The sequence below is a fragment of the Phytobacter massiliensis JC163 genome (genome assembly GCF_000321045.1).
GTDB classification, from domain to species: Bacteria; Pseudomonadota; Gammaproteobacteria; order Enterobacterales; family Enterobacteriaceae; genus Phytobacter_A; species Phytobacter_A massiliensis.
This window is the reverse complement of record NZ_HE578946.1, coordinates 716,382-736,376: the sequence shown is the minus strand read 5'-3', so window position 1 is coordinate 736,376 and position 19,995 is coordinate 716,382. Positions and strand designations below refer to the sequence as shown.

The following is a 19,995-nucleotide window of genomic DNA, read 5'->3' as shown; positions in this document are numbered from 1 at the left end:
ACCCTGCGAAGCCGCTGCGCTTGCTTCTCCGGATTGTCCTTGCTTTTCTTCCCTTCGGTCAGAAAAGAAAAGCACTACCTGTAATGCTGTTCATTCTACTGATACGTTTCTACTGTGCGCGCTATTCTGTTGGCGGTGTGGATTCACCACCAAAGCTTCCCGACATTATTTCGCATATCAAACCACTATCAGAGAATACATGCAAAATCATGATTAGTTCGGATACTAACTCGTGATTAATTGAGATACTACCTTGCAGGTATTATTCTATATTTATTTATACCAGACAGCTAATCCTTATGTTAATTTAAATGGTATAACACACTCGCATTAAAAATAATTAAAAATAAATTTGAAAAACAAAAATCCATTGATTATTGTTGTTTTGCATTATAACCAAGGAGATAAAATATGAACCAACAATCTTTAATCGATAATAACCTGAAACTTTTTAAAATAAAATCACCAGCAGAACTCATAAATTTATTAAAGACAGGAATTGACATAAACACGCTAAATTCATCGAACCAGAATGCGCTGTTCGGTTGCAGATACCCTGAGCTTATGGAAGCAATGATTAATGCCGGAATAAATATTAATCATACTGACATGTTTAACAGGAATGCGCTTTTCTATGCAACTTGTCCAGAAACCCTGTGTGTGTTGACTGAGAACGGGATTGATATCAATCATACGGACACGCTGGGCAGGAATGCGCTTTTCTACACCAGTGACGCTGAATCAGTTCAGTTACTCGTAAAAAATGGTATCAGCATAAACCACCCTGAACTTGAAGATAAAAATGCGCTTTTCTTTGCGACCAACGAAAGCTCAGCCAGAGAACTCATCGACAGTGGTATAGATATTAACCACACTGACAGCTATGGAAGAAATGCGCTTTTCTACATCTGTGAGGCTGACGTTAAGCGTCTGCTGATTAAGAAAGGTATCAATGTTAACCAAAGGGATATATATGGTCATAATTCCATTAACATTATCGGCATAGATGCTGACTTACTGGATGTTTATTTCGCTGCGGGCCTTGATCCTGACATACAGGATCGAAATGGGAACAGCTTAATTTTTCACCCTTATAAAAAACCAATTACAGACATTTTAATCAACAATGGCTGCGATATAAACCGTGTTAATAATAATGGAGAAACCGTCTTTGAATACATACAGACCATGTTGTTCAGCAACTATCAACTTGACCAGTGTCTCAGAGTGCTTACACCTTACATTAACCTTATTAAAGCAAGACCATTAATTTTCAATCGCCTTACTTATGGCTGCATTGAGCTAATTAAATTTTTGCAAAGCCAGAATATCGATTACAAAATTAATGACCGTTGCGTTGTTAGATACGCCAACAAAGATATTAAAAATTTCATTACTGAAGCGCAGAAAGTTATTGATCTCAGCAATATCACCCTTTGCTCATGGTATGACACCCCGCTGGTCAGCGTAAAAAACAAGGAGATCATTAAATGGTTCATAAGAAACAATGTAAATGTAAATATTAATGACATTGAAGATCAGGACATTCTCACTGAAATTCTTGCCTACCTTGCACTAAGGGAACATAAAACGCTTAAAACCGTAATTAAACCGTATATAAAACGCACCGCCTGTAAAAGAAGGCTGTGAGGATTTTATTCTCATATCCAGTTTTGATTCACTCTCGATACTTACAGTAAGAAATTATGTGTACGTCAATAAATATGGGCGCTGTATAGTGTGATATAGCTATCAGCGTCTCCCTGATTGACTACGTCATAGTAAAGGTTGTATGAATGACGACCTCGGCACTCTGACAGTAATAAATAATACCGCCTTCAACATAGTATAGGAAAACATTCTCACACACTAAATGAACTTAAATCCTAATGTGATAATTAACTAAATGGGGGTTAGATAACCTAAATTCTATTTTCATACATGTAATGATTTGAGTCGATGGCTTAGCCATTGGAAAATTATAGTTTCGAGAAATGGGCTATTGCACTGAAGAAAAATCCAGAAAGAATTATCGGTTTTGGAGGACTTAGCGTTATCCGTTATGACTGATACACAGATAATTAACTTGGGGTATCGTTTCTCTATAAAGTGATGAGGAAAAGGTCTGGCAACAGAGTTAGCTAAATATGTGGTCAGCTATGGAATTAGTATTTTAAAACTGGCTGAAATTTCTGCGTTAGTAAGACCAAACCATCTGGCATCCCAAAAGCTCCTGACTACAGCAGGTCTCCGGTATGTGCGTGATATTCATAATGTGAAAAATGAGCCCGCAAGCATGCTTTTCACTCTGACTCTGGATGAGTGGAACAATACTCTAAGTTTGGATACTACCTCACCCATTAACCACTATAGTTCGTGCGTAACGTCCGCTCTTGACACAAAGCAGGCGTTCGTTACCTTAACGTAACTCTTCTTCATTTAACCCAGTCTTTCAGTACCAGACACGCAAACATATAAGTTGTCCAGGGGTTGCGGATTTATACATATTGATCAGGATAACGTCGGTTGATGACGCTTGAATGTTCGGGCAAGAAAAGCTTTGGCCTGCATAAAAGTCATTACGTCAAATAGTGGCGACCTGAACTAAACCAGGCATTCAGGGTAAGCGGTCAAGGGATAAAATAATATGCAGGTGACTACCGAGGGGAGTAAAGGCTCTTTTGGCGCCCGATTTTACAATGATAGTGGTATTGTAAATCGGGCCGCAGGTTTTCAGATTAATGGAAAACAATAGCACCAATAGCAGCCGGCTCCAGATCTGTGCCGTCATTCATTGCCCAGCGGACAAAGCTGCTGCCTTCAAGGAGACTTAAAATCTGAAACGCTTTCTGCCGGGGTGTGCCTGTTGCCGCGAATTCACCAGCCGCAGTACCTTCCTCTATGGTTTTCTCAAGCCACTGCAGTTGCAGGGTAAAGTATTTCCGCGTAAGGCTTTGCATGGTTTCCGGCAGGGCAGCCATTTCAGCTGCCAGTGCTCCGCATAGCGGTAACATACCATCAGCCATTGCAGCCCGAAACAATGCAGCGAAAGCACAGAGCCGACCAAAAGCATTTGGAAAGTCATGATCGATTTTTTCGAAATCCACAGCCGAACGATTGATGTAGGTTTCAACAATTTCCACACCAAGATCTTCTTTTTTTGGGAAATAATGGTGAATACTGGCCTTTCTGATACCGACCATTTTTTCCAGATCAGCGTAACTGAAGGCAGCATAACCTCTGGAACGCAGCATAAACTCTGCAGAATTGATTAATGATTGTCGGGTATCCATAGACATAAAATCGACCTGTGTGAAAAATGACGAAGCAAGGGCAGGCGCTTGCTCCTGTTTCAAATCAGGGCGTCTGCCATCATGCAACTTAGGTTATTGTGCAATGACGAGTTTCGGCTCCATCTTAATGGAACGCGAGAAATTCGCATAGTTTGGTGACGTCTTCAGTACGGCCTGATGAATTTCTTCAATTTCTGCCGGCTGAGCGTCAGCATCAATAAACGCGGTGTACTGGACTGAATCGTATCCGGGGTTAACATTTTCATCCAGCCCAAGGAAACCACGCAGATCCAGTTCGCCTGACGTTTCGATTTTCAGGGAATTAACCTTAATGCCCTTGCTGGCAGCTACCGCCACATACGCTACGGTCAGACAGGCATTCAGCGCAGCCATGAGCAGTTCCTGTGGGTTAGGTGCAGTATCGCTTCCAAGTATTTCTGATGGTTCATCAGCGGCGACATGGAAGGTACGCTCGATGCTGTCACCAAAGAGTTCATATGACTTCATGGTAGAAACTGAACGGGTCTGTCCTGCCCAGCGGGTCTCTACGTTAAACCTGGCTTTTGCTTTTTCCGGGTTTTGGGTCACTTTTTCGGCGAATTGCTGGAATGCAGCAACATCAATACCGTTCATTTTCTCTGTCATCTTGATATTCCTGTTCATTGAGATTTACCGGGCAGCCGGATTACAGAAGGCGCCCGGATTTGAGTCTGTCGGTAACTAACCGAGCCGGAATTACAGCTCGTCGTAGGCGTCCATTACCCGTGCTGAATAGACAAAAGCAGCACCGGCGTTAAGCGCAATCGCAGTCCCTACTGCAGCACCGATTTCATCTTTCGTTGCACCAGCTTTTTTGGCGGCGGCCACGTGTGCGGAAATACAACCGTCACAACGAGTAGTCACTGCCACAGCAATGGCAATCAGTTCGTGAGTTTTGGCATCCAGAACACTGTTTTCGCGCGTAGCGGTTTCAAGACCATGAAACGCGTTAGCAACAGGTTTATTTGTTTTGGCCAGATTACCGACGCTTTTGATCAGCGCGGAGAGACGATTGCCCCATTCTGCAGACATGATGATTTCCTCTGATTAGTAAAAAATTAATTGCCGAGTTTCCGGGCTGCCATTACACCGCCATCCACATCCCAGACTGCCCCGGTTACCCACGAAGCTTTATCTGAAAGCAGGAAAACAATAGTTTCCGCAACATCGCGCGGTGTACCATTCCGGCCCAGCGGATGGAAGTTATTGAAACTGGCCAGCGCACCATCCAGTTGTTCACCCGGAATAAAACGTTCGAAAATTCGGGTTTCAACAATACCAGGGCTTACTGCATTGACACGGATACCGTGCTCAGCCAGCTCTGCTGCGGCGTGGCGTGTCAGAGTATCCAGACCCGTTTTGGCCATGGAGTAAGCTGAAGCGGTGATGGTTTCTACTGCCTGGCGTGCAGCGACTGCAGTAACATTCACAATAGATCCAGCTTTCTTCTGATCTACAAGTGATGCAGCAACATGCTGTGTAATAAAGAAGAATGCCCGGTTCAGATCGAGGAAGTTGTTGTAATCCACGACTGAATGCTCAAGGAAACTTTTTGGATAGTAAATGCCAGCGGAATTGACCAGCATATCAATATCGCTGTGATCCTCTTTCAGGGCAGCGATGAGCTTTGCAACACTTTCCATACTGGATAAGTCAGCAGTCAGAGCGAATGCATTCTCCTCACCCGAAATAGCCACGAGTTCTTGGCGTGCGGCTTCTGCTTTTTCAGCACGGCTACCTACAATGACAGCCTTTCCGCCCTGCTCTAAAACCATCTTTGCTGTTTCAAGACCGATCCCACTGGTGCCACCAATGATCAGGACTTTATGATTCGTAAACTGTGTATCTTGCATAATGCCTCCGGTGAGGTAAGTTTCTGTAGTTGCCTATCAACTGGTAGGTAGTCTGGGCGAGAGTATTTTCTTTGTCAAGTTTACGTTTTATTTTTTACTGACCGATGTTGGGTTCTGACATCTAAAACATCGTCAAAACCCAACGGATGGTATCGTCAGTGTACGTCTGCTTCGTGTTCGGTAATTGATGAAAAAATAGCTGCGTATTGCTCTGCAGTTTTCTGTCCTGTAAGACGTTTCATCAGCTGACCATTTCTGAACACCAGAACAGAAGGAAGCCCAAAAACCTCATACCGAGTTGATAAAACAGGTGATTTATCAACATTCACCACACCAACTTTGACATGTGGCCCCAGTTTTCTTGCGAATTGCAAATATTCCGCTTCACTCTCACGACAGGGTGGACACCACGGTGCAAAGAACCTGATTACGGCCAGTCCCTCACCCCATGCGATATCATGAAAGTTGTCTTCATTGTAGGTGCGTACATTTGTCATCGTTATCTCCGGCGTTGTACGTATCAGTCATTACGGCACGAAAAAACATATTTTCACTTGCCTACCTAGTAGTAGGTTGGTATGGTACGCACACTTTCACTCGCTGACAAGATTGACCCGACATCCATGATTAATGCTGCGGGTGATTTTTGACGGAGTGACCAGAACGGTCGTTGCGGCCAGAAATTTCGTGACTCTTAAGATGAGGAATGCAATGAAGACGTTATTTACCCCTTACAACCTCGGTGGCGTTGAGCTGAAAAATCGCGTGGTTATGGCACCTATGACACGTACTCGCACGTTGAATGACATCGCTGATGACGTAGTTGCCTTGTATTACGCGCAGCGTGCTTCAGCCGGATTGCTGATCACTGAAGGGCTGCCTGTTTCCGAAGAAGGTCGCGGGTATCTCTATACGCCTGGTCTCTATAATGATGCGCATGTTGAGGGATGGCGTAAGGTAACGGATGCTGTCCATGCGAAAGGTGGCCGAATTTTCGCGCAGCTGTGGCATGTGGGGCGTATGTCTCATACCTCACTACAACCTGGTCATATTGCCCCCGTCTCTTCAGGCACCATTCCTGCGACTAATACAACAGTATTTGCCTGGGACGAAAGTGGTAAACCCGGCCCGGTTGCCCCAAGCATTCCGCGTGCACTCGAAACGTATGAAGTGAAGCGCGTTACCCGCGATTTTGTGAAGTCAGCACAACTGGCGGTGGAAGCCGGGTTTGATGGCGTTGAAATCATGGCGGCTAACGGTTTCATCTTTGACCAGTTCCTGAGCAGTGAGCTGAATACCCGTACCGATGAGTATGGTGGTTCGGTAGAAAATCGTCAGCGCTTCCTGCTGGAGACCATTGATGCCGTTTCCGATGCAATTGGCGGCAACAAAGTCGCAGTACGACTCTCTCCGTTCGGTCGCATCTATGATCTTGCCCCCTATGCCGGGGAAGAAGAAACCTGGTCAGAAATGGCAAAGGCTCTTAGCCAGCGCTCCCTGGCCTACGTGCACCTCTATTTCCAGCCGACCTACGTCACCGCACCGCAAGCCGCTGAGAAATTTAAAGCTGATTTCCGTGAATCATTTGGTGGGACGATCATTGCAGCAGGTGGATTCAGCCGTGATATTGCAGAAGAACGCCTGAATAACAACGAAGTTGACCTGGTTGCGTTTGGTGTGCCATTTATCGCCAACCCGGATCTGGTTGAAAGAATGAAAAATAACTGGCCGCTGGCGGAAAGCGATCGCACGACCTATTACGGTGTAAGCGGCTCTCCGGAAAAGGGCTATACCGATTACCCGGTATACAGCGAAAAATAATTAAGTCGGCCCGGATAATATAAATCCGGGCATTTTACTTTACCTGTCATATATCTTCAGAGTACAAAATGAAATCATTAATGCCCCGAATCTCAGTAGATGTCTGGTCTGATTATGTATGTCCGTGGTGCTGGATCGCTAAAAAAAGATTTGAAAAGGGTCTGGAAGAGTTTGAATATTCTAAACAGGTCGATGTACGTCATCACAGCTATCGTATTGCAAATGACCACCCCCCTATTCCATTCAGATCGGCTTTGTATCAGAAGTTTGGTGGTGAGCATGGCGCAGAGTTAATGATGAACCAGATTGAAAGCACGGGGAAATCAGAGGGATTGATCTATAACTTTGACACTATGCTTTTTGGCGATACACGTGAAGCGCATACCCTTGCAGCTGCTGCGCGTGAGGCAGGGCTCGGAACACAGATGTCAGAAAAGTTGTTCTCTGCGGCCACAACTGAAGGGCGTTCTATTTTTGACAGGGATGTATTGATTGCTCTGGCAATTGAAGCCGGTATGACAGAGTCTCAGGCTGAAAGTGCCCTTGAAAACCCTGTATTCAGGGATTCTGTTGATGACGATGAGGCAAAGGCTCGTGCGATAGGTGCAAGTGGCGTACCTCTATTTGTGATCAATAATAAATATGCAATCAGTGGCGCACAGCCAGCCGCGAATTTTTTGAGCGCCTTGAGACAAGTCTGGGAAGAAACCAAAGATGAGTCCATGTTCATGGAGGGGATGGTCTGCGGAATAGATGGTTGTAAATAATGTCTACAGGCATTCGTGGCTAACCTGGCTTCCGTCAGTAATCTTCAGTCTGAAATTGTTCCGGAAGTCAGCTTAAATTCGCCAATTAATTTTTTCACTTTGCCCCTGTTTCCCGGTTATTTTGCGGGCATCTTCAGGCATTCACGATAATTCGATTTCTAAACATAAATTCAATCTATGCTTCCGTTTTCTATGGTTATTTCTGCCAACACCCTGAATGGCTGTAATAGTACGGAGGGATCACGTGTCCGCCAGACAACTGCAATTTCTAATTCAGGTATCGGTGCTGCTATTTCAACAAATTCTAACCCTTCTGAAGGAATATCCTCTGTTCTGCCAGAGACGAATACTACGCCAAGACCAGCTCGTGCCAGTCCGACACACGTCTGGTTTTCTCCACATGAACGCAGGCGGGGACGAAATCCTGCCTCCTCACAAAGTCGGATAATTTCATCATAAACGGCAGGGAACTGCTCTTTGCAGGGGATAATAAACTCCTCATTTGCAAAAGCAGCCAACGGAAGCGGTTTATTTTTTCCTGCCAGAGCGGCTTGCGGGTGACGGCTGGATACGGCTAATCTGAGTCGCTCTTTATGCAGCGGAATGACTGTCAGCGCCTCATCTTCAACCGGCGTTAATACGAAGCCTACATCAATTTCGGCTGACAGCAGCGCTTCGACCTGAGCATGGGTGGTCATTTCCCTGACGTCCAACTCAATTTCAGGATACTTCTCGCTGAAAAGTCGCAGTAAATCAGGAGTGACCGTCTGCATAGCCAGAGTGGTATATCCCACCGTGAATTTACCGCTTTGTTCAGCCACAACATGACGAACCGTCTGCTGGACAGACTCAACATGTGCGATAAGAGGCCGGACTTCATTAAGCAGAACAGTTCCTGCGGGTGTCAATGAAACGCGGCGGGTGGTTCTGTCAAAAAGCCTGGTGCCAATCTCATGTTCGAGTTGGGCGATAACACGTGTCACTACGGGCTGTGATATGTTGAGCCGTTCAGAGGCGCGATTAAAACTGAGGGTCTCTGCGACTTGCAAAAAATAACGTAATGCTTTGATATCCATCTAACAACCTCAATAATAACATCAAAAAACACCGCCATAGCAGATAAACCATACCATCAATTAATGCAGAAATAGAATTAATATTGATTCGTTATTGCGAATTAACTCTTCCTGTCTTGCAACCTACAATGCAGTCATTCAAGAGCATTGCGAGAGGTATCCTATGTCAGTCAAGAGTGTTAATAAAGAGACGTTTTCACAGGAAGTACTGAACAACAACCTTCCTGTTTTGGTGGATTTCTGGGCGCCATGGTGTCCACCCTGTGTCTCAGTCGCACCAACCATCGAACAACTTTCAGGTGAGCATGAAACCCGGCTGAAAGTTGTGAAGGTCAATATCGATGAAAATGTCGAACTGGCCAGCATCTATGGTATTCGCTCGATACCCTCCTTCAAAGTATTTAATAAAGGGGAGATCGTTCTGGAATTTGGTGGTGCTTTGCCCAAAAAACAGATAGAAGAAAAACTGAATGATTACTTAACTACTGAAAAATAGTTATCGTTAAAAGCAATGAGGAAGATAAAGCAATTGTTTAATTTCATAGACGATAGCGTTATTAAACCATCTCATTAAACTGAAGCACATAAATGAAATTACCATGGGTTATTTTTAACCCGTCACATTTGTATCTTAACTTAGCAAAGTGTTATTAAATAACTGAGGAAATATCATGAAAGCCATTAATAAATTTTTTATCATCACTGCTCTTTCACTGGTTTCGTTAACCAGCTTTGCACAGTCTGTCACCGCAACAGGCAGTACGCTCGATGAAGCCCATGCAAAGATCGCAGCAAAAGCAAAAGAAGCCGGAGCAGAATATTCCATCACTGAAGCATACAGCGGCAACAGAGTGCATATGACTGCAAAATTAACACACTGAACGGGTTTGTGGCAGGCAGTAGGTTTAAGTACTTAATACAAGGCCCTGCAGCGTACAGTTGAATGGCAAAAAGGGAAGTCCTGTTGGTATTTCCTTAAAGGATCTGTTCCTTAACATAGACTGTATCGCTGTTAAAAGCATGCGAAAACAACCCATACATAATGATCAGGGAAGTACGTATTTCTGAGACGAGCCCAACCCGTTCTGAATTCATCATTATTGATGCCGCTGACGGAACGTGCGTCACGTGATCAGGTAGGTAGCGGCGGTGTTTGATGTGCAGGTAATACAAGAAATCGAAACAGAGCATGGAGAGGATATCTCCTCACTACCGTTGGAACAGTACAGGATCTGTTTTGTGTCATCACATTCTGTGGTCACGATGATCCGTTTACTTGGCCAGTCTCAGGACACTGCAACGCATGATCCCTGGAGATAAACAGTCAAAGTCATGTTTTTTAATGTTTGACTTAAAACCAATGACTTAGTTGGGATAATATTTCTTATATTAAATCTACTGTTAAAGAACAAAGTATTGCTGTCGAGGGTGATTCACATACTTCCTCTCTAAGCCCATACTTGCCTTTATTTAATGCAATAGAAAAAGGCCATCAATAGATAGCCTTTTGAGTCAATTATTTCAATTTTAATTAGATGTGTGGAATGCAGGCATCAACGCGCGGTTATGTACAATAACTTCATCCAATGCTTTTTCAAGGGATGCTCCGCTCTTGATTAACGGATTTATTACTAATCCGCGCCATGCTGTATGTCGGTCTCCGGTCACGGCTGCTTCAATAGTCAACTGCTCAAAAGTTTTCATCAGCTGAATTTGGCACATAATATCGTCCGGGAAAGGTTCGACATTGAGCGGTATTGGACCTGAGCTGGTGATCATCGAACTCACTTCTACCGCACAATTATCAGGAAGACCTGATATAGCGCCATTGTTACGCGTATTAACGTGCATAATGATACGTTTATCATTGTAAATTGCGCTCATTAATTCGCAGGCGGCATCGGAGTAAAATTGCCCGCCGCGGCCCTCAAGAGCTTTGGGTTTTTCAGCAAGTTCTGGATTGCGGTAAATATCAAAAAGCTCTTTTTCGAGTTGCTTCACCACTTCACCACGCGTACCTTCTCCTTTTGCTTCACTGAGTTCCTGGCGATACATATCATCACTCATATAGTAGTAACGATGATAAGGACATGGAAGCATCCTCATGTTTTTGAGCATTCCTGCTGGCCATTTAAACGGAGGGATGTTTTTCGGAATAAGTGGATCATTTCCCTGCTCAATATTGCTGATTATGTCCGGAATAATATCTTTCCCTTTAAACCAGACATGTCGGGCAAAAATAAAGTGGTTCAGCCCCGCAACCTGCATGATAAATTCGTTGATATCCTCTACGCCGAACATACCGGCAATACCTTTCTGCATAATTACCGGCACATTACACAATCCCACTGTTTTCACCGAGGAATGCTTAAGTATCGCTTCCGTAACCATGCCTGAAGGATTTGTAAAGTTCAGCAACCATGCGTCTGGACAAAGTTTTTCCATCTCGGCTGCGATTTCCAGTGCAATTGGAATAGTTCGGCAGGCATTAGCAAAACCGCCCAGTCCGTTAGTTTCCTGACCAATCATGTTATATTTTAATGAAATACGCTCATCGCTTATGCGCGCTTCCAGGCACCCAGCCCTGAATTGCGAACAAACAAAGTTAGCCCCAGCCAGCGCCTTCTGGCGATCCAGCGTTTCATGGACGGTAATATCGAGACCATTTTTTTCCAACATTCTGCGTGTCAGCCCAGCGATGATGGCCATTTTTTCGCGCCCGTCTTCAATATCGACCAGCCAAATTTCACGCACCGGGAACTCATGCTGGCGTTTAATAATTCCCTCCATCAGCTCAGGGGTATAACTTGAGCCAGCACCTATAACAACAATCTTCAAACCTTCCATAGGGTCACCTCTTTTAAATGAGTATTAACGGTGCCATTTAAGGCCGTTCATTAGTAATTGACAAACGATCTTTAAGAGGGTATCCATTAGGTGGATTAATGCGTAAAGACGATTAAAGGTACTAAAGGCCTATGTTGGCACAACAAAACATACTGGCACTACTGCATACGTTTGAATGCGCGGCACTTCATATGAGTTTCACCAGGGCGGCTAATATCCTGAACCTTACCCAAGGAGCAGTCAGCCAGCGCATACGTCATCTTGAAGAGATGCTAGGATTTCGGTTGTTTATTCGCTTGACGCGTAAATTGCAGTTGACGAACGAAGGTGCTCGGTTGCTGGGCATTTTGTCGTCTTCACTAAAGCGCATTGATGACGAAATCGAAGACATCCGCGTGCAAGGGCTACGCGGAACGTTATCGGTAGGATTACCACCAACATTTTCCTTTATCTGGCTAATGCCCCGTCTGGAAGAATTCGCCCTGCGTTGGCCAAATCTCAATATCAATTTTCGAGTTCGTGCTGGACTGATTAATTTCAACCATGAACGTGTGGATATAGCAATCTACTACGGCATGCAAAAATATCCTGATCTTTATTGCGAGCGGCTTGCTGATGAGTGGCTGGTACCCGTTTGCACCCCTGCTCTAAGTCAACGAATCAGACAGGATAACAATTGGTTTGAAAAAGTACGGTTTATTCATGCTTCTGAATCCGTTGATTCGCAGGATACATTCTCCGAATGGCGAGAATGGTGTTCCGCAACCCAAACTGAGCTACCTCTTGAAAAAAACTTCATGAGCTTCAATAACTGCCATATGTCGATTGAAGCAGCTCTTACAGGGAGCGGTATAGCGATGGGTAGAAAACAACTGGTTAAAAAGTACATTGCTGAGGGAAAACTTACCATTCCGTTTAACAAAGAGGTGCAGGCTAAGCGCGGATATGATTTGATAATGCCTCGCGAGAACCGTTCAAGGCCGGGCGTTAAGGCATTAACTGAATGGGTACGAAGTATAATTAATGAATAATAACAGCATAAAAAAATGCAGCGATATTATGTAGATCATCCATTACGAGCGTGCAGAATATCTCATTACGCACCGTTGAGGTGCATTGAGCGATAATTATGGTAAGAATATAGGTTAAAAATATGGCAGATCTACTTAGTTAGTCTATTCACATTGGATCGATCCAGCTCTATGAAACCTCTCTGAATCATTTCCGAAAGATTTAAAAAGAAGTCTCACGTAGAGTTGAGGTAGCTATCTTTCAGCTATCGCTCTGGCCAGACGTGTAAAAGAATTCAGGGCTGGATTACTGTTATCTTGATGCCAGATGATAACCTGTTCTATAGCTGGGCTCTGCTCAAGTTCAAGATATTTTACGCCAGCATAATGTAATTTTTTACTGATTCTGGAACAATTGCCACACCAATGCCTTCAGCAACCAGGCTGATAATAGTCTGTTGTAACTGCGTTTCTAGTCGGTAATAAGGCTCGATTCCCCCTTGGCGCAAGTAAAGATCGATCATATCTCTTAATACTGGTGCAACCGAGTGTGGAGTAGCGATAATTGGCTCGTTTTTTAATCGATCAACGCCAACCTTTTTTTCATCTGCAAGAGAGTGAGTTTCATTGACTGCCAGGCACAAGTTTTCACGATGCAATGTTAGACATTGTAGTAAACGAACCGGCCCCGGATTGAAAACCAGACCTACATCATATTTTGCTTCCAGCACGGCATCGACCAGGGTAGCCGGTGTGACTTCCTGCAATATAAGATGTAAATCGGGGAATTGCGTAATCACCTGTTTAGTGAGTTCAGGAAGTGTAGAGTACGCAGCGTGCATCATAAAACCTACTGACAGCTTACCCTTTTCGCCAGTAGCCATTTTTCTGACATTTCGGCAGGCAAGTTCATACGCACTGACGACCGCACGGGTATCGGCGTAGAACATCCTGCCGGCTTCAGTCAGTGAGACACCATAGTGATGGCGATTAAATAACTTCACACCGAGTTGATGCTCCAGTGAAGCAATCTGTCTACTTAAAGGTGGCTGCGAAATGTTAAGTACTTTTGCTGCCTTGCCGTAGTTGAGACATTCGGCAAGGGTCAAGAAATAGTTCAACTGTCTAAAATCGGACATCTGTTCATACCTTTTTTGCATGGATAACAATATAAAAAGGCATTGGAATATATAGGTCAATATCTCTAGAGTAGCTTTTTTCTCTTTTGAGTTCCGTACATGTTATCCACTTTAAACGTTGTCCTGCCTGTATTTGCTCTCATCCTGGTTGGCTGGCTAGCTCGTAAGCTAAAAATATTGGGCGAAACAGCCCTGACTGAACTTAACCGCTTTGTTGTATACCTGGCGTTACCTGCTTTGCTTTTCGATATCATTGCCAATGCAATGTGGGCAGATCTGGCTCAGCCTGCGTTTATCAGTGCCTTTTCGATAGGGATGATGGTGGTGTTTTTCCTGACCTTATTTGTTCAGCTGAGACGCACCCGCCACCTTGTAGATGCAGCTATCGATGCACTGAACGCGGGTTATGCTAATACAGGGTTTATCGGTTTCCCTCTTGTCATCGTTTTTTTAGGCCATGAAGCCCTAGCACCCACACTCATCGCCACAATTTTGACCGTCTCTGTGCTGTTTGGTATTGGTATTATCATTATCGAAACCGGGCTGCAGGGTGAAGTGAAACGGCGCATCATTTTTACGCGTGTAGCGAAGTCCTTGATTAAAAATCCGTTACTCGTATCTCCGGCTATCGCCATATGTATTCCGCTGTCGGGATTAACCGTGCCGGACTCAATAAATGTGTTCCTGAAGTTACTTGGTGGAGCCGCGTCGCCTTGCGCACTTATTGCACTGGGGTTATTCCTTGCCGGTCAGTCAGATAAAAAGACGAACAATGATAATTTTACGGTAACGCTATTAGTAGTACTTAAGTTATTGATTCAACCAGCTTTAACATGGTGGTTTGCTACAAAAGTGTTTCACCTGTCACCTCTTCTGGTTCACACCGCAGTGTTACTGGCGGCATTACCAACAGGTACAGGACCATTTATGCTGGCTGAGTTCTATCGTCGCGAGGCATCAACAACATCGAAATGTGTACTGGTTTCAACAGTGCTTTCTATGTTTACACTTTCTGCTTATCTGTACACCATCGGTTTATAATTAACGGCAGCCGGATCCGTTAGGTTAATCGCCCAGTGAGTGCAGACTGGAGCAAGAATCAAACAATGATCACACTTCTGAATGAAAGTGGGCTCATAAATTTACGCTTCCTTGACAGTTCATAAGTTTGAATTATATCTTCTTGAGATTATACAGCTTGTTACCGTTCGGCGGGCAAAACGTAAACGCAGCCACAGGGGTCTTCCCTGGCTGTACTTATGTTTTGCCCGTTTTGCGTTTCTGGAGTTGGCGATGATTATCAAACAGGTACTTAATAACAACGTCGTCAGCGTTTCCGATGCAAGCGGAGCTGAGTTTATCCTGACGGGCCGCGGTCTGGGCTTTAATGCCAGAGTAGGCGATATTGTTGATGAAAAAAACATTGAAAAGACCTTCAGTCTGGCAGAAGGATCAGTCTCGGATCGCTTTAAGGTTTTACTTAATGAAGTGCCGGTAGAAATCATTCAGTTGACGGATGACATCGTTACGCTGGCGAGAAACTCTCTTGGATACCCCCTGAGCGATACCTTGTATGTCTCGCTGGCAGACCATTTGAACTTTGCACTTAAGCGTTATTCTGAGGGCCTTGAAATTCAGAACCCACTGGAGTGGGAGGTCCGCCATTTATACCGTAAAGAATACCTGGTCGGACGGCAGGCTCTGGCGTTGATCGCTTCGCGTACCGGGCAACTGTTACCGGATGCGGAAGCCTGCAGCATCACCCTTCATATCGTGAATGCCTCCATGAATGTCCCGGATGGGCAGGTTATGGAGATGACCCGGCTAATCTTCCAGATCCAGAATATCGTAAAGTACTGGTTTGCGATAAGTATTGACGAACAAAGCCTGAATTATCAGCGATTTGTTACGCATTTAAAATTCTTTGCTCAGAGGGTAATGGCAGGCGAGATTCTTAATAATGATGATGCAGAACTGTTCGCGCAAATGCCCAAACGTTATGAAAAGACGCTGGAATGTGTTCAGGCGATTAGCGAATTTGTGGCGAAAAATTACAACCATTCCATGAGCAGTTCAGAAAAGTTATACCTGACGGTGCATATCGGCAACGTATTAAGCCGTCAGTAAAATTCCATTTAGGCTTGTTACTGTTAAATCAGGCAAACCCCAGAGGAAGCAAGGTGTCCGGTTAATACCGGCGTTTGTGAACGGGCAGCTGTTGCCCTAAATCTGGAGAGTATTTCTGTGGATTATCAACATACCGCGCGCAGGATTATTGCGCTTCTTGGTGGCGATGCAAACATCAATTCTGTTTTTCATTGCATCACGCGCCTGCGATTCAGTCTGAAAGATAATGATAAGCCCGATCGTGAAGCACTGATGCAACTCGATGGCGTTATGGGCGTTAATCTGTCAGGCGATCAGTTCCAGGTCATTATTGGCAATAAAGTGACGCAGGTACTCAGGGCAATTCAGGATGAGATCCCACGCCTTGTGGCGGAGGATAAGATGGATGAAAAGGTTGAGGAAAAGCGCCGCAATCCCGTGTCTCTGGCCTTCGAAGTCATTTCAGGCATTTTTTCTCCTATCATACCTGCGATTGCCGGGGCCGGTATTCTTAAGGGCGTTTTATCTCTTTTCGTCACCTTCGGCTGGGTGACAGCCACTAATCAGACCTATCAGATCATGACGGCCATCAGCGATGGTGTGTTCTACTTTATGCCAATGGTGCTGGCCTTCAGTGCCGGTCTGAAATTTGGTGCGAACCCGTATCTCTCCGTTGCACTGGCAGCCATTCTTTTTCACCCGACACTGACTACGTTACTGAAATCAGGCGATCCTGTTGCCTTTGCCGGGTTAACAGTCTCACCTGTTTCTTATGCTAACTCCGTCATCCCGATTTTGTTTTCAATCTGGCTACTGAGTTACGTTGAACGCTTCTTTAATCGTGTCATTCCCGCTTCCATTCGAATGATGTTTTCTCCACTGCTGAGCCTGATGATTGTCGCTCCGGTGATGCTTATATTCATTGGTCCGGCCGGAATTTTCATCGGCAACTCACTTTCTGGCGGAATCATCTGGCTTGTGGAGAATATGGGCCCGCTTGCCGGGATTGTGGTGGGCGGGACGTTATCCCTGATGATCATTACCGGTATGCATTATGTGCTCGTCCCCATCATGATCAATAACATCACACGCCTGGGCTTCGATCCCATCAAACCCCTCATGTTTGTCGCAAACTTTGGGCAGGCAGGTGCCGCTTTCGGGGTGTTCCTGCGCTCCCGCAACAAGAAGACCCGGACCCTGGCCTTGTCGACCTCTTTCAGTGCCCTGATGGGTGTATCTGAACCCGCAATGTACGGTATCAACATCCGTTTCAAAAAACCGTTCGCCGCAGCACTGATTGGCGGTGCGGCAGGCGGATGCCTGGCAATGACCATGGGCGTGAAGGCATATGCGTACGCCTTAAGTGGCTTGTCAGGTTTACCTGCACTTGCCGGCGAGGGATTCGGATGGGCGCTGGCCAGCATCGCATTAGCCTTCGCCGTTGCCGCTCTGGTGACGGTAGTGCTGGGCTTTGAGGAAGCGGCTGAAGTTCAGCCAGCTACAGCTACTGAAACTGATATCGTAGCAGCCCAGTCTAAAGATTTGCAGGCGGGTATTAGCCGTGTAAACGTTGCGGCAGGCGAACAACTGTATGCACCGGCAGAAGGGAAACTTATTCCGCTTTCGGAAGTGAGCGACCCTGTTTTTGCCGATGAGGTCTTTGGTAAAGGGATTGCTATCGTCCCGGTGAACGGTCAACTGGTCTCGCCGCTAAATGGCCGGGTAGGTTCTGTATTTGCGACCAACCATGCCATTACGCTGGAGAGCGAATCGGGGGCAGAAATTCTGATTCATATCGGCATCGATACCGTCAAGCTGAACGGGAAAGGTTTTACGCGTCATGTTGACGACGAGCAGCTTGTGAGAGTCGGTGAGCCACTTATCAGCTTCGACCTCGATGCATTACAGGCGGATAACATCGATCCGAGCATCATCATTATCGTGACCAATACAGAACGTTATAACGACATCAGCCTGATTTCACAAACTAAAGTGGAACCACGTGAAGCTTTTTTGAAACTGACAGCAGCAGCTGTGTAAGGGGGAACAAGTGACATTTTCTAAATCATTTCCTGATAATTTCCTTTGGGGTGGCGCAACGGCGGCTAATCAGCTGGAAGGCGCGCATGACGTAGATGGCAAAGGCTTATCAGCCTCCGATGTCTTTATCTTTGATATTAATGCGCCGAAAGAGACATGGCTTGATCAGTGGGCCGGAATGACGCATGCGCAGGTGGCGGAGGCTCAGAACCCGGCCAGCAAAAAGTACTACCCTAAGCGCAAAGGCAATGACTTCTATCACCATTATGAAGAGGACATCGCGCTCTTCGCCGAAATGGGATTCAAATGCTTCCGTATGTCGATTGCCTGGACTCGTATCTTCCCGCGTGGTGACGAATCTGAGCCAAATGAAGCCGGTCTGGCTTTCTATGACCGGGTGTTCGATACGTTGCGTAAGCATAACATTGAGCCAGTGGTTTCGCTTTCACACTACGAAATGCCTCTTACTCTGGTTACTGAATATGATGGCTGGCCAAACCGGAAGATCATTGATTTTTATCTGCAGTTTGCCACTACTGTCTTTAAGCGTTACCGCCACAAAGTAAAGTACTGGATGACGTTTAATGAAATCAACTGCGTTAAACATCATCCGTACGTCAGCGTCGGTGTCATTGAAGAGAATCACCCGGCTCTTGAACAGGCTAAGTATCAGGGCGCGCATCATCAGTTCGTAGCAAGTGCTCTCGCCACTAAAGCCTGCCACGAGATTATTCCGGAGTCTAAAGTGGGTTGCATGATCAGCTATCAGATCCTGTATCCACATACCTGCCACCCTGACGATATTCAGGCCTGCGAGGATGCTCAACGTGTTTCCCTGTTCTTCAGCGACGTACAGGCTCGCGGTGCTTATCCCGCCTGGACAGAAAGAATGTTTGCTACAAAAGGTGTGGTGTTACAAAAAGAACGCGGCGACGATGAAATATTGCGTCAATACCCTGTCGATTTCGTATCCTTCAGTTATTACATGTCAAGCACCGTGAGTGCACATCCCGAAAAATTGGAAGGTGTCAAAGGGAATCTGATCACCGGAGGGATTCGCAATCCTTATCTGCCTGAAAGTGATTGGGGATGGCAGATTGACCCGAAAGGTCTGAGACTGGCGCTGAACCAGTTATATGACCGCTATCAGAAGCCCCTTTTTGTAGCAGAAAACGGTCTGGGTGCCGTAGATGTTCTTGGCAGTGATGGTATCATTCAGGATGACTACCGTATCGATTACCTGCGACTGCATATTGAACAAATGCAGGAAGCCATTGCTGACGGTGTCGATCTATTTGGTTATACGTGGTGGGGACCAATTGATATGGTCAGCGCAAGTACATCACAAATGTCCAAGCGCTATGGTTTTATTCATGTTGATCAGGATGATATGGGCAACGGAACGCTTAAACGTACTCGTAAGAAAAGTTTTAGCTGGTATAAGAAAGTGATCGCCTCGAACGGTAATGATTTGAGTTAAAACTTATTTCAGGGACAGTCATCGACTGTTCCTGAATACACATAGTTCGCATTAAAAGTATTGCTTACAATATTCGCAGGACCGGAGCATAACGTCCCTTATTGTTATCTACATCAAAGTTTCTTACTAATTAAGTGGTTCAAACGAAGTCACAATGAGGATATACACTGTATCCAGTGCTTTAACGGGTGCCTCCGTACCCGCAAACAGAACGGGCAACTTTGTACATACCAGAATGATGGCCTCAATATCTTCATCTTGATACTTTCGCTTCATAACAACATTAAACGTATCACGCGTCTGTGGCCTTATAATACCTCTATTGAGTTCATCTTGGATTTTATTTGCGTTACAATCAATCTCATCTACATAGCAATTGAATAGAAAACTCGGATGCAGTTACACATCTGAAATAAAAATTCATTTCGCTCAGAAAATTGAGCGGCAGCACCTTATCGTCGAAACAAAAAGCAATCCAATTGATCTTGATAATGAAGAAGATGCTAAAATCACTTCTGGCAATG

General features: G+C 45.2%; 18 protein-coding genes. 10 read left to right on the top strand and 8 right to left on the bottom strand.

Annotated features, from left to right (window positions below; genetic code table 11):
* Positions 1-411: 411 nt before the first annotated feature.
* Positions 412-1,650, top strand: coding sequence for an ankyrin repeat domain-containing protein (locus ENTHG_RS13925; protein WP_044180593.1), 1,239 nt, complete (start codon positions 412-414; stop codon positions 1,648-1,650).
* A gap of 1,088 nt (positions 1,651-2,738) precedes the next feature.
* Here the strand turns inward: ENTHG_RS13925 and ENTHG_RS13920 are convergent.
* The 5 genes from ENTHG_RS13920 to ENTHG_RS13900 all read right to left on the bottom strand — a co-directional run bounded on the left by ENTHG_RS13920 (position 2,739) and on the right by ENTHG_RS13900 (position 5,682).
* Positions 2,739-3,299 carry a TetR/AcrR family transcriptional regulator gene (locus ENTHG_RS13920; protein WP_003863468.1) on the bottom strand — a complete coding sequence of 187 codons (561 nt, stop codon included), beginning with the start codon at positions 3,297-3,299 and terminating at the stop codon, positions 2,739-2,741.
* An 87-nt stretch (positions 3,300-3,386) separates the two neighbouring features.
* Positions 3,387-3,938 carry an OsmC family protein gene (locus ENTHG_RS13915; protein WP_003863469.1) on the bottom strand — a complete coding sequence of 184 codons (552 nt, stop codon included), beginning with the start codon at positions 3,936-3,938 and terminating at the stop codon, positions 3,387-3,389.
* Between the two features lie 90 nt (positions 3,939-4,028).
* Entirely contained in the window at positions 4,029-4,364 is a 336-nt protein-coding gene (locus tag ENTHG_RS13910) for a carboxymuconolactone decarboxylase family protein (protein WP_003863470.1), read from the bottom strand.
* Between the two features lie 26 nt (positions 4,365-4,390).
* Positions 4,391-5,185, bottom strand: coding sequence for an SDR family NAD(P)-dependent oxidoreductase (locus ENTHG_RS13905; RefSeq protein ID WP_003863471.1), 795 nt, complete (start codon positions 5,183-5,185; stop codon positions 4,391-4,393).
* 155 nt (positions 5,186-5,340) lie between these two features.
* A complete protein-coding gene (locus ENTHG_RS13900; protein WP_003863472.1) occupies positions 5,341-5,682 on the bottom strand; it encodes a thioredoxin family protein in 342 nt (113 codons plus the stop codon).
* A 214-nt stretch (positions 5,683-5,896) separates the two neighbouring features.
* Here ENTHG_RS13900 and ENTHG_RS13895 point away from each other — a divergent pair, with 214 nt between their 5' ends.
* Entirely contained in the window at positions 5,897-7,006 is a 1,110-nt protein-coding gene (locus ENTHG_RS13895; RefSeq protein ID WP_044180592.1) for an alkene reductase, read from the top strand.
* Positions 7,007-7,074: 68 nt separating this feature from the next.
* Positions 7,075-7,773 carry a DsbA family oxidoreductase gene (locus ENTHG_RS13890; protein ID WP_032721142.1) on the top strand — a complete coding sequence of 233 codons (699 nt, stop codon included), beginning with the start codon at positions 7,075-7,077 and terminating at the stop codon, positions 7,771-7,773.
* Between the two features lie 170 nt (positions 7,774-7,943).
* Here ENTHG_RS13890 and ENTHG_RS13885 read toward each other — a convergent pair whose 3' ends face one another.
* A complete protein-coding gene (locus ENTHG_RS13885; protein ID WP_003863475.1) occupies positions 7,944-8,849 on the bottom strand; it encodes a LysR family transcriptional regulator in 906 nt (301 codons plus the stop codon).
* A gap of 163 nt (positions 8,850-9,012) precedes the next feature.
* Between ENTHG_RS13885 and trxA the strand changes: the two genes are divergently transcribed.
* Complete coding sequence (trxA, locus tag ENTHG_RS13880; RefSeq protein ID WP_003863476.1) at positions 9,013-9,345, top strand: thioredoxin; 333 nt, start codon at positions 9,013-9,015, stop codon at positions 9,343-9,345.
* A gap of 175 nt (positions 9,346-9,520) precedes the next feature.
* Positions 9,521-9,730 carry a YdgH/BhsA/McbA-like domain containing protein gene (locus ENTHG_RS13875; protein ID WP_044180586.1) on the top strand — a complete coding sequence of 70 codons (210 nt, stop codon included), beginning with the start codon at positions 9,521-9,523 and terminating at the stop codon, positions 9,728-9,730.
* 646 nt (positions 9,731-10,376) lie between these two features.
* Here the strand turns inward: ENTHG_RS13875 and ENTHG_RS13865 are convergent.
* Positions 10,377-11,696: a 6-phospho-beta-glucosidase gene (locus ENTHG_RS13865; protein WP_003863483.1), complete on the bottom strand. Its 1,320-nt coding sequence runs from the start codon at positions 11,694-11,696 to the stop codon at positions 10,377-10,379.
* A gap of 131 nt (positions 11,697-11,827) precedes the next feature.
* Between ENTHG_RS13865 and ENTHG_RS13860 the strand changes: the two genes are divergently transcribed.
* Positions 11,828-12,727: a LysR substrate-binding domain-containing protein gene (locus tag ENTHG_RS13860; RefSeq protein ID WP_032720466.1), complete on the top strand. Its 900-nt coding sequence runs from the start codon at positions 11,828-11,830 to the stop codon at positions 12,725-12,727.
* A gap of 353 nt (positions 12,728-13,080) precedes the next feature.
* Here ENTHG_RS13860 and ENTHG_RS13855 read toward each other — a convergent pair whose 3' ends face one another.
* On the bottom strand, positions 13,081-13,845 hold the full coding sequence (locus tag ENTHG_RS13855; RefSeq protein WP_052332713.1) for a LysR family transcriptional regulator: 765 nt from the start codon (positions 13,843-13,845) through the stop codon (positions 13,081-13,083).
* A gap of 99 nt (positions 13,846-13,944) precedes the next feature.
* On the opposite strand from ENTHG_RS13855, the gene ENTHG_RS13850 reads away from it, so the two are divergent.
* The 4 genes from ENTHG_RS13850 to ENTHG_RS13835 all read left to right on the top strand — a co-directional run bounded on the left by ENTHG_RS13850 (position 13,945) and on the right by ENTHG_RS13835 (position 19,471).
* Positions 13,945-14,886 (top strand): AEC family transporter, encoded by a 942-nt coding sequence (locus ENTHG_RS13850; RefSeq protein ID WP_044180581.1) that lies wholly within the window; start codon positions 13,945-13,947, stop codon positions 14,884-14,886.
* A 252-nt stretch (positions 14,887-15,138) separates the two neighbouring features.
* Positions 15,139-15,972 carry a BglG family transcription antiterminator LicT gene (gene licT / locus ENTHG_RS13845; RefSeq protein ID WP_003863488.1) on the top strand — a complete coding sequence of 278 codons (834 nt, stop codon included), beginning with the start codon at positions 15,139-15,141 and terminating at the stop codon, positions 15,970-15,972.
* 117 nt (positions 15,973-16,089) lie between these two features.
* Positions 16,090-17,991 carry a beta-glucoside-specific PTS transporter subunit IIABC gene (locus tag ENTHG_RS13840; RefSeq protein WP_003863490.1) on the top strand — a complete coding sequence of 634 codons (1,902 nt, stop codon included), beginning with the start codon at positions 16,090-16,092 and terminating at the stop codon, positions 17,989-17,991.
* 10 nt (positions 17,992-18,001) lie between these two features.
* Positions 18,002-19,471, top strand: coding sequence for a glycoside hydrolase family 1 protein (locus tag ENTHG_RS13835; RefSeq protein WP_044180579.1), 1,470 nt, complete (start codon positions 18,002-18,004; stop codon positions 19,469-19,471).
* The last annotated feature ends 524 nt before the right edge of the window (positions 19,472-19,995 follow it).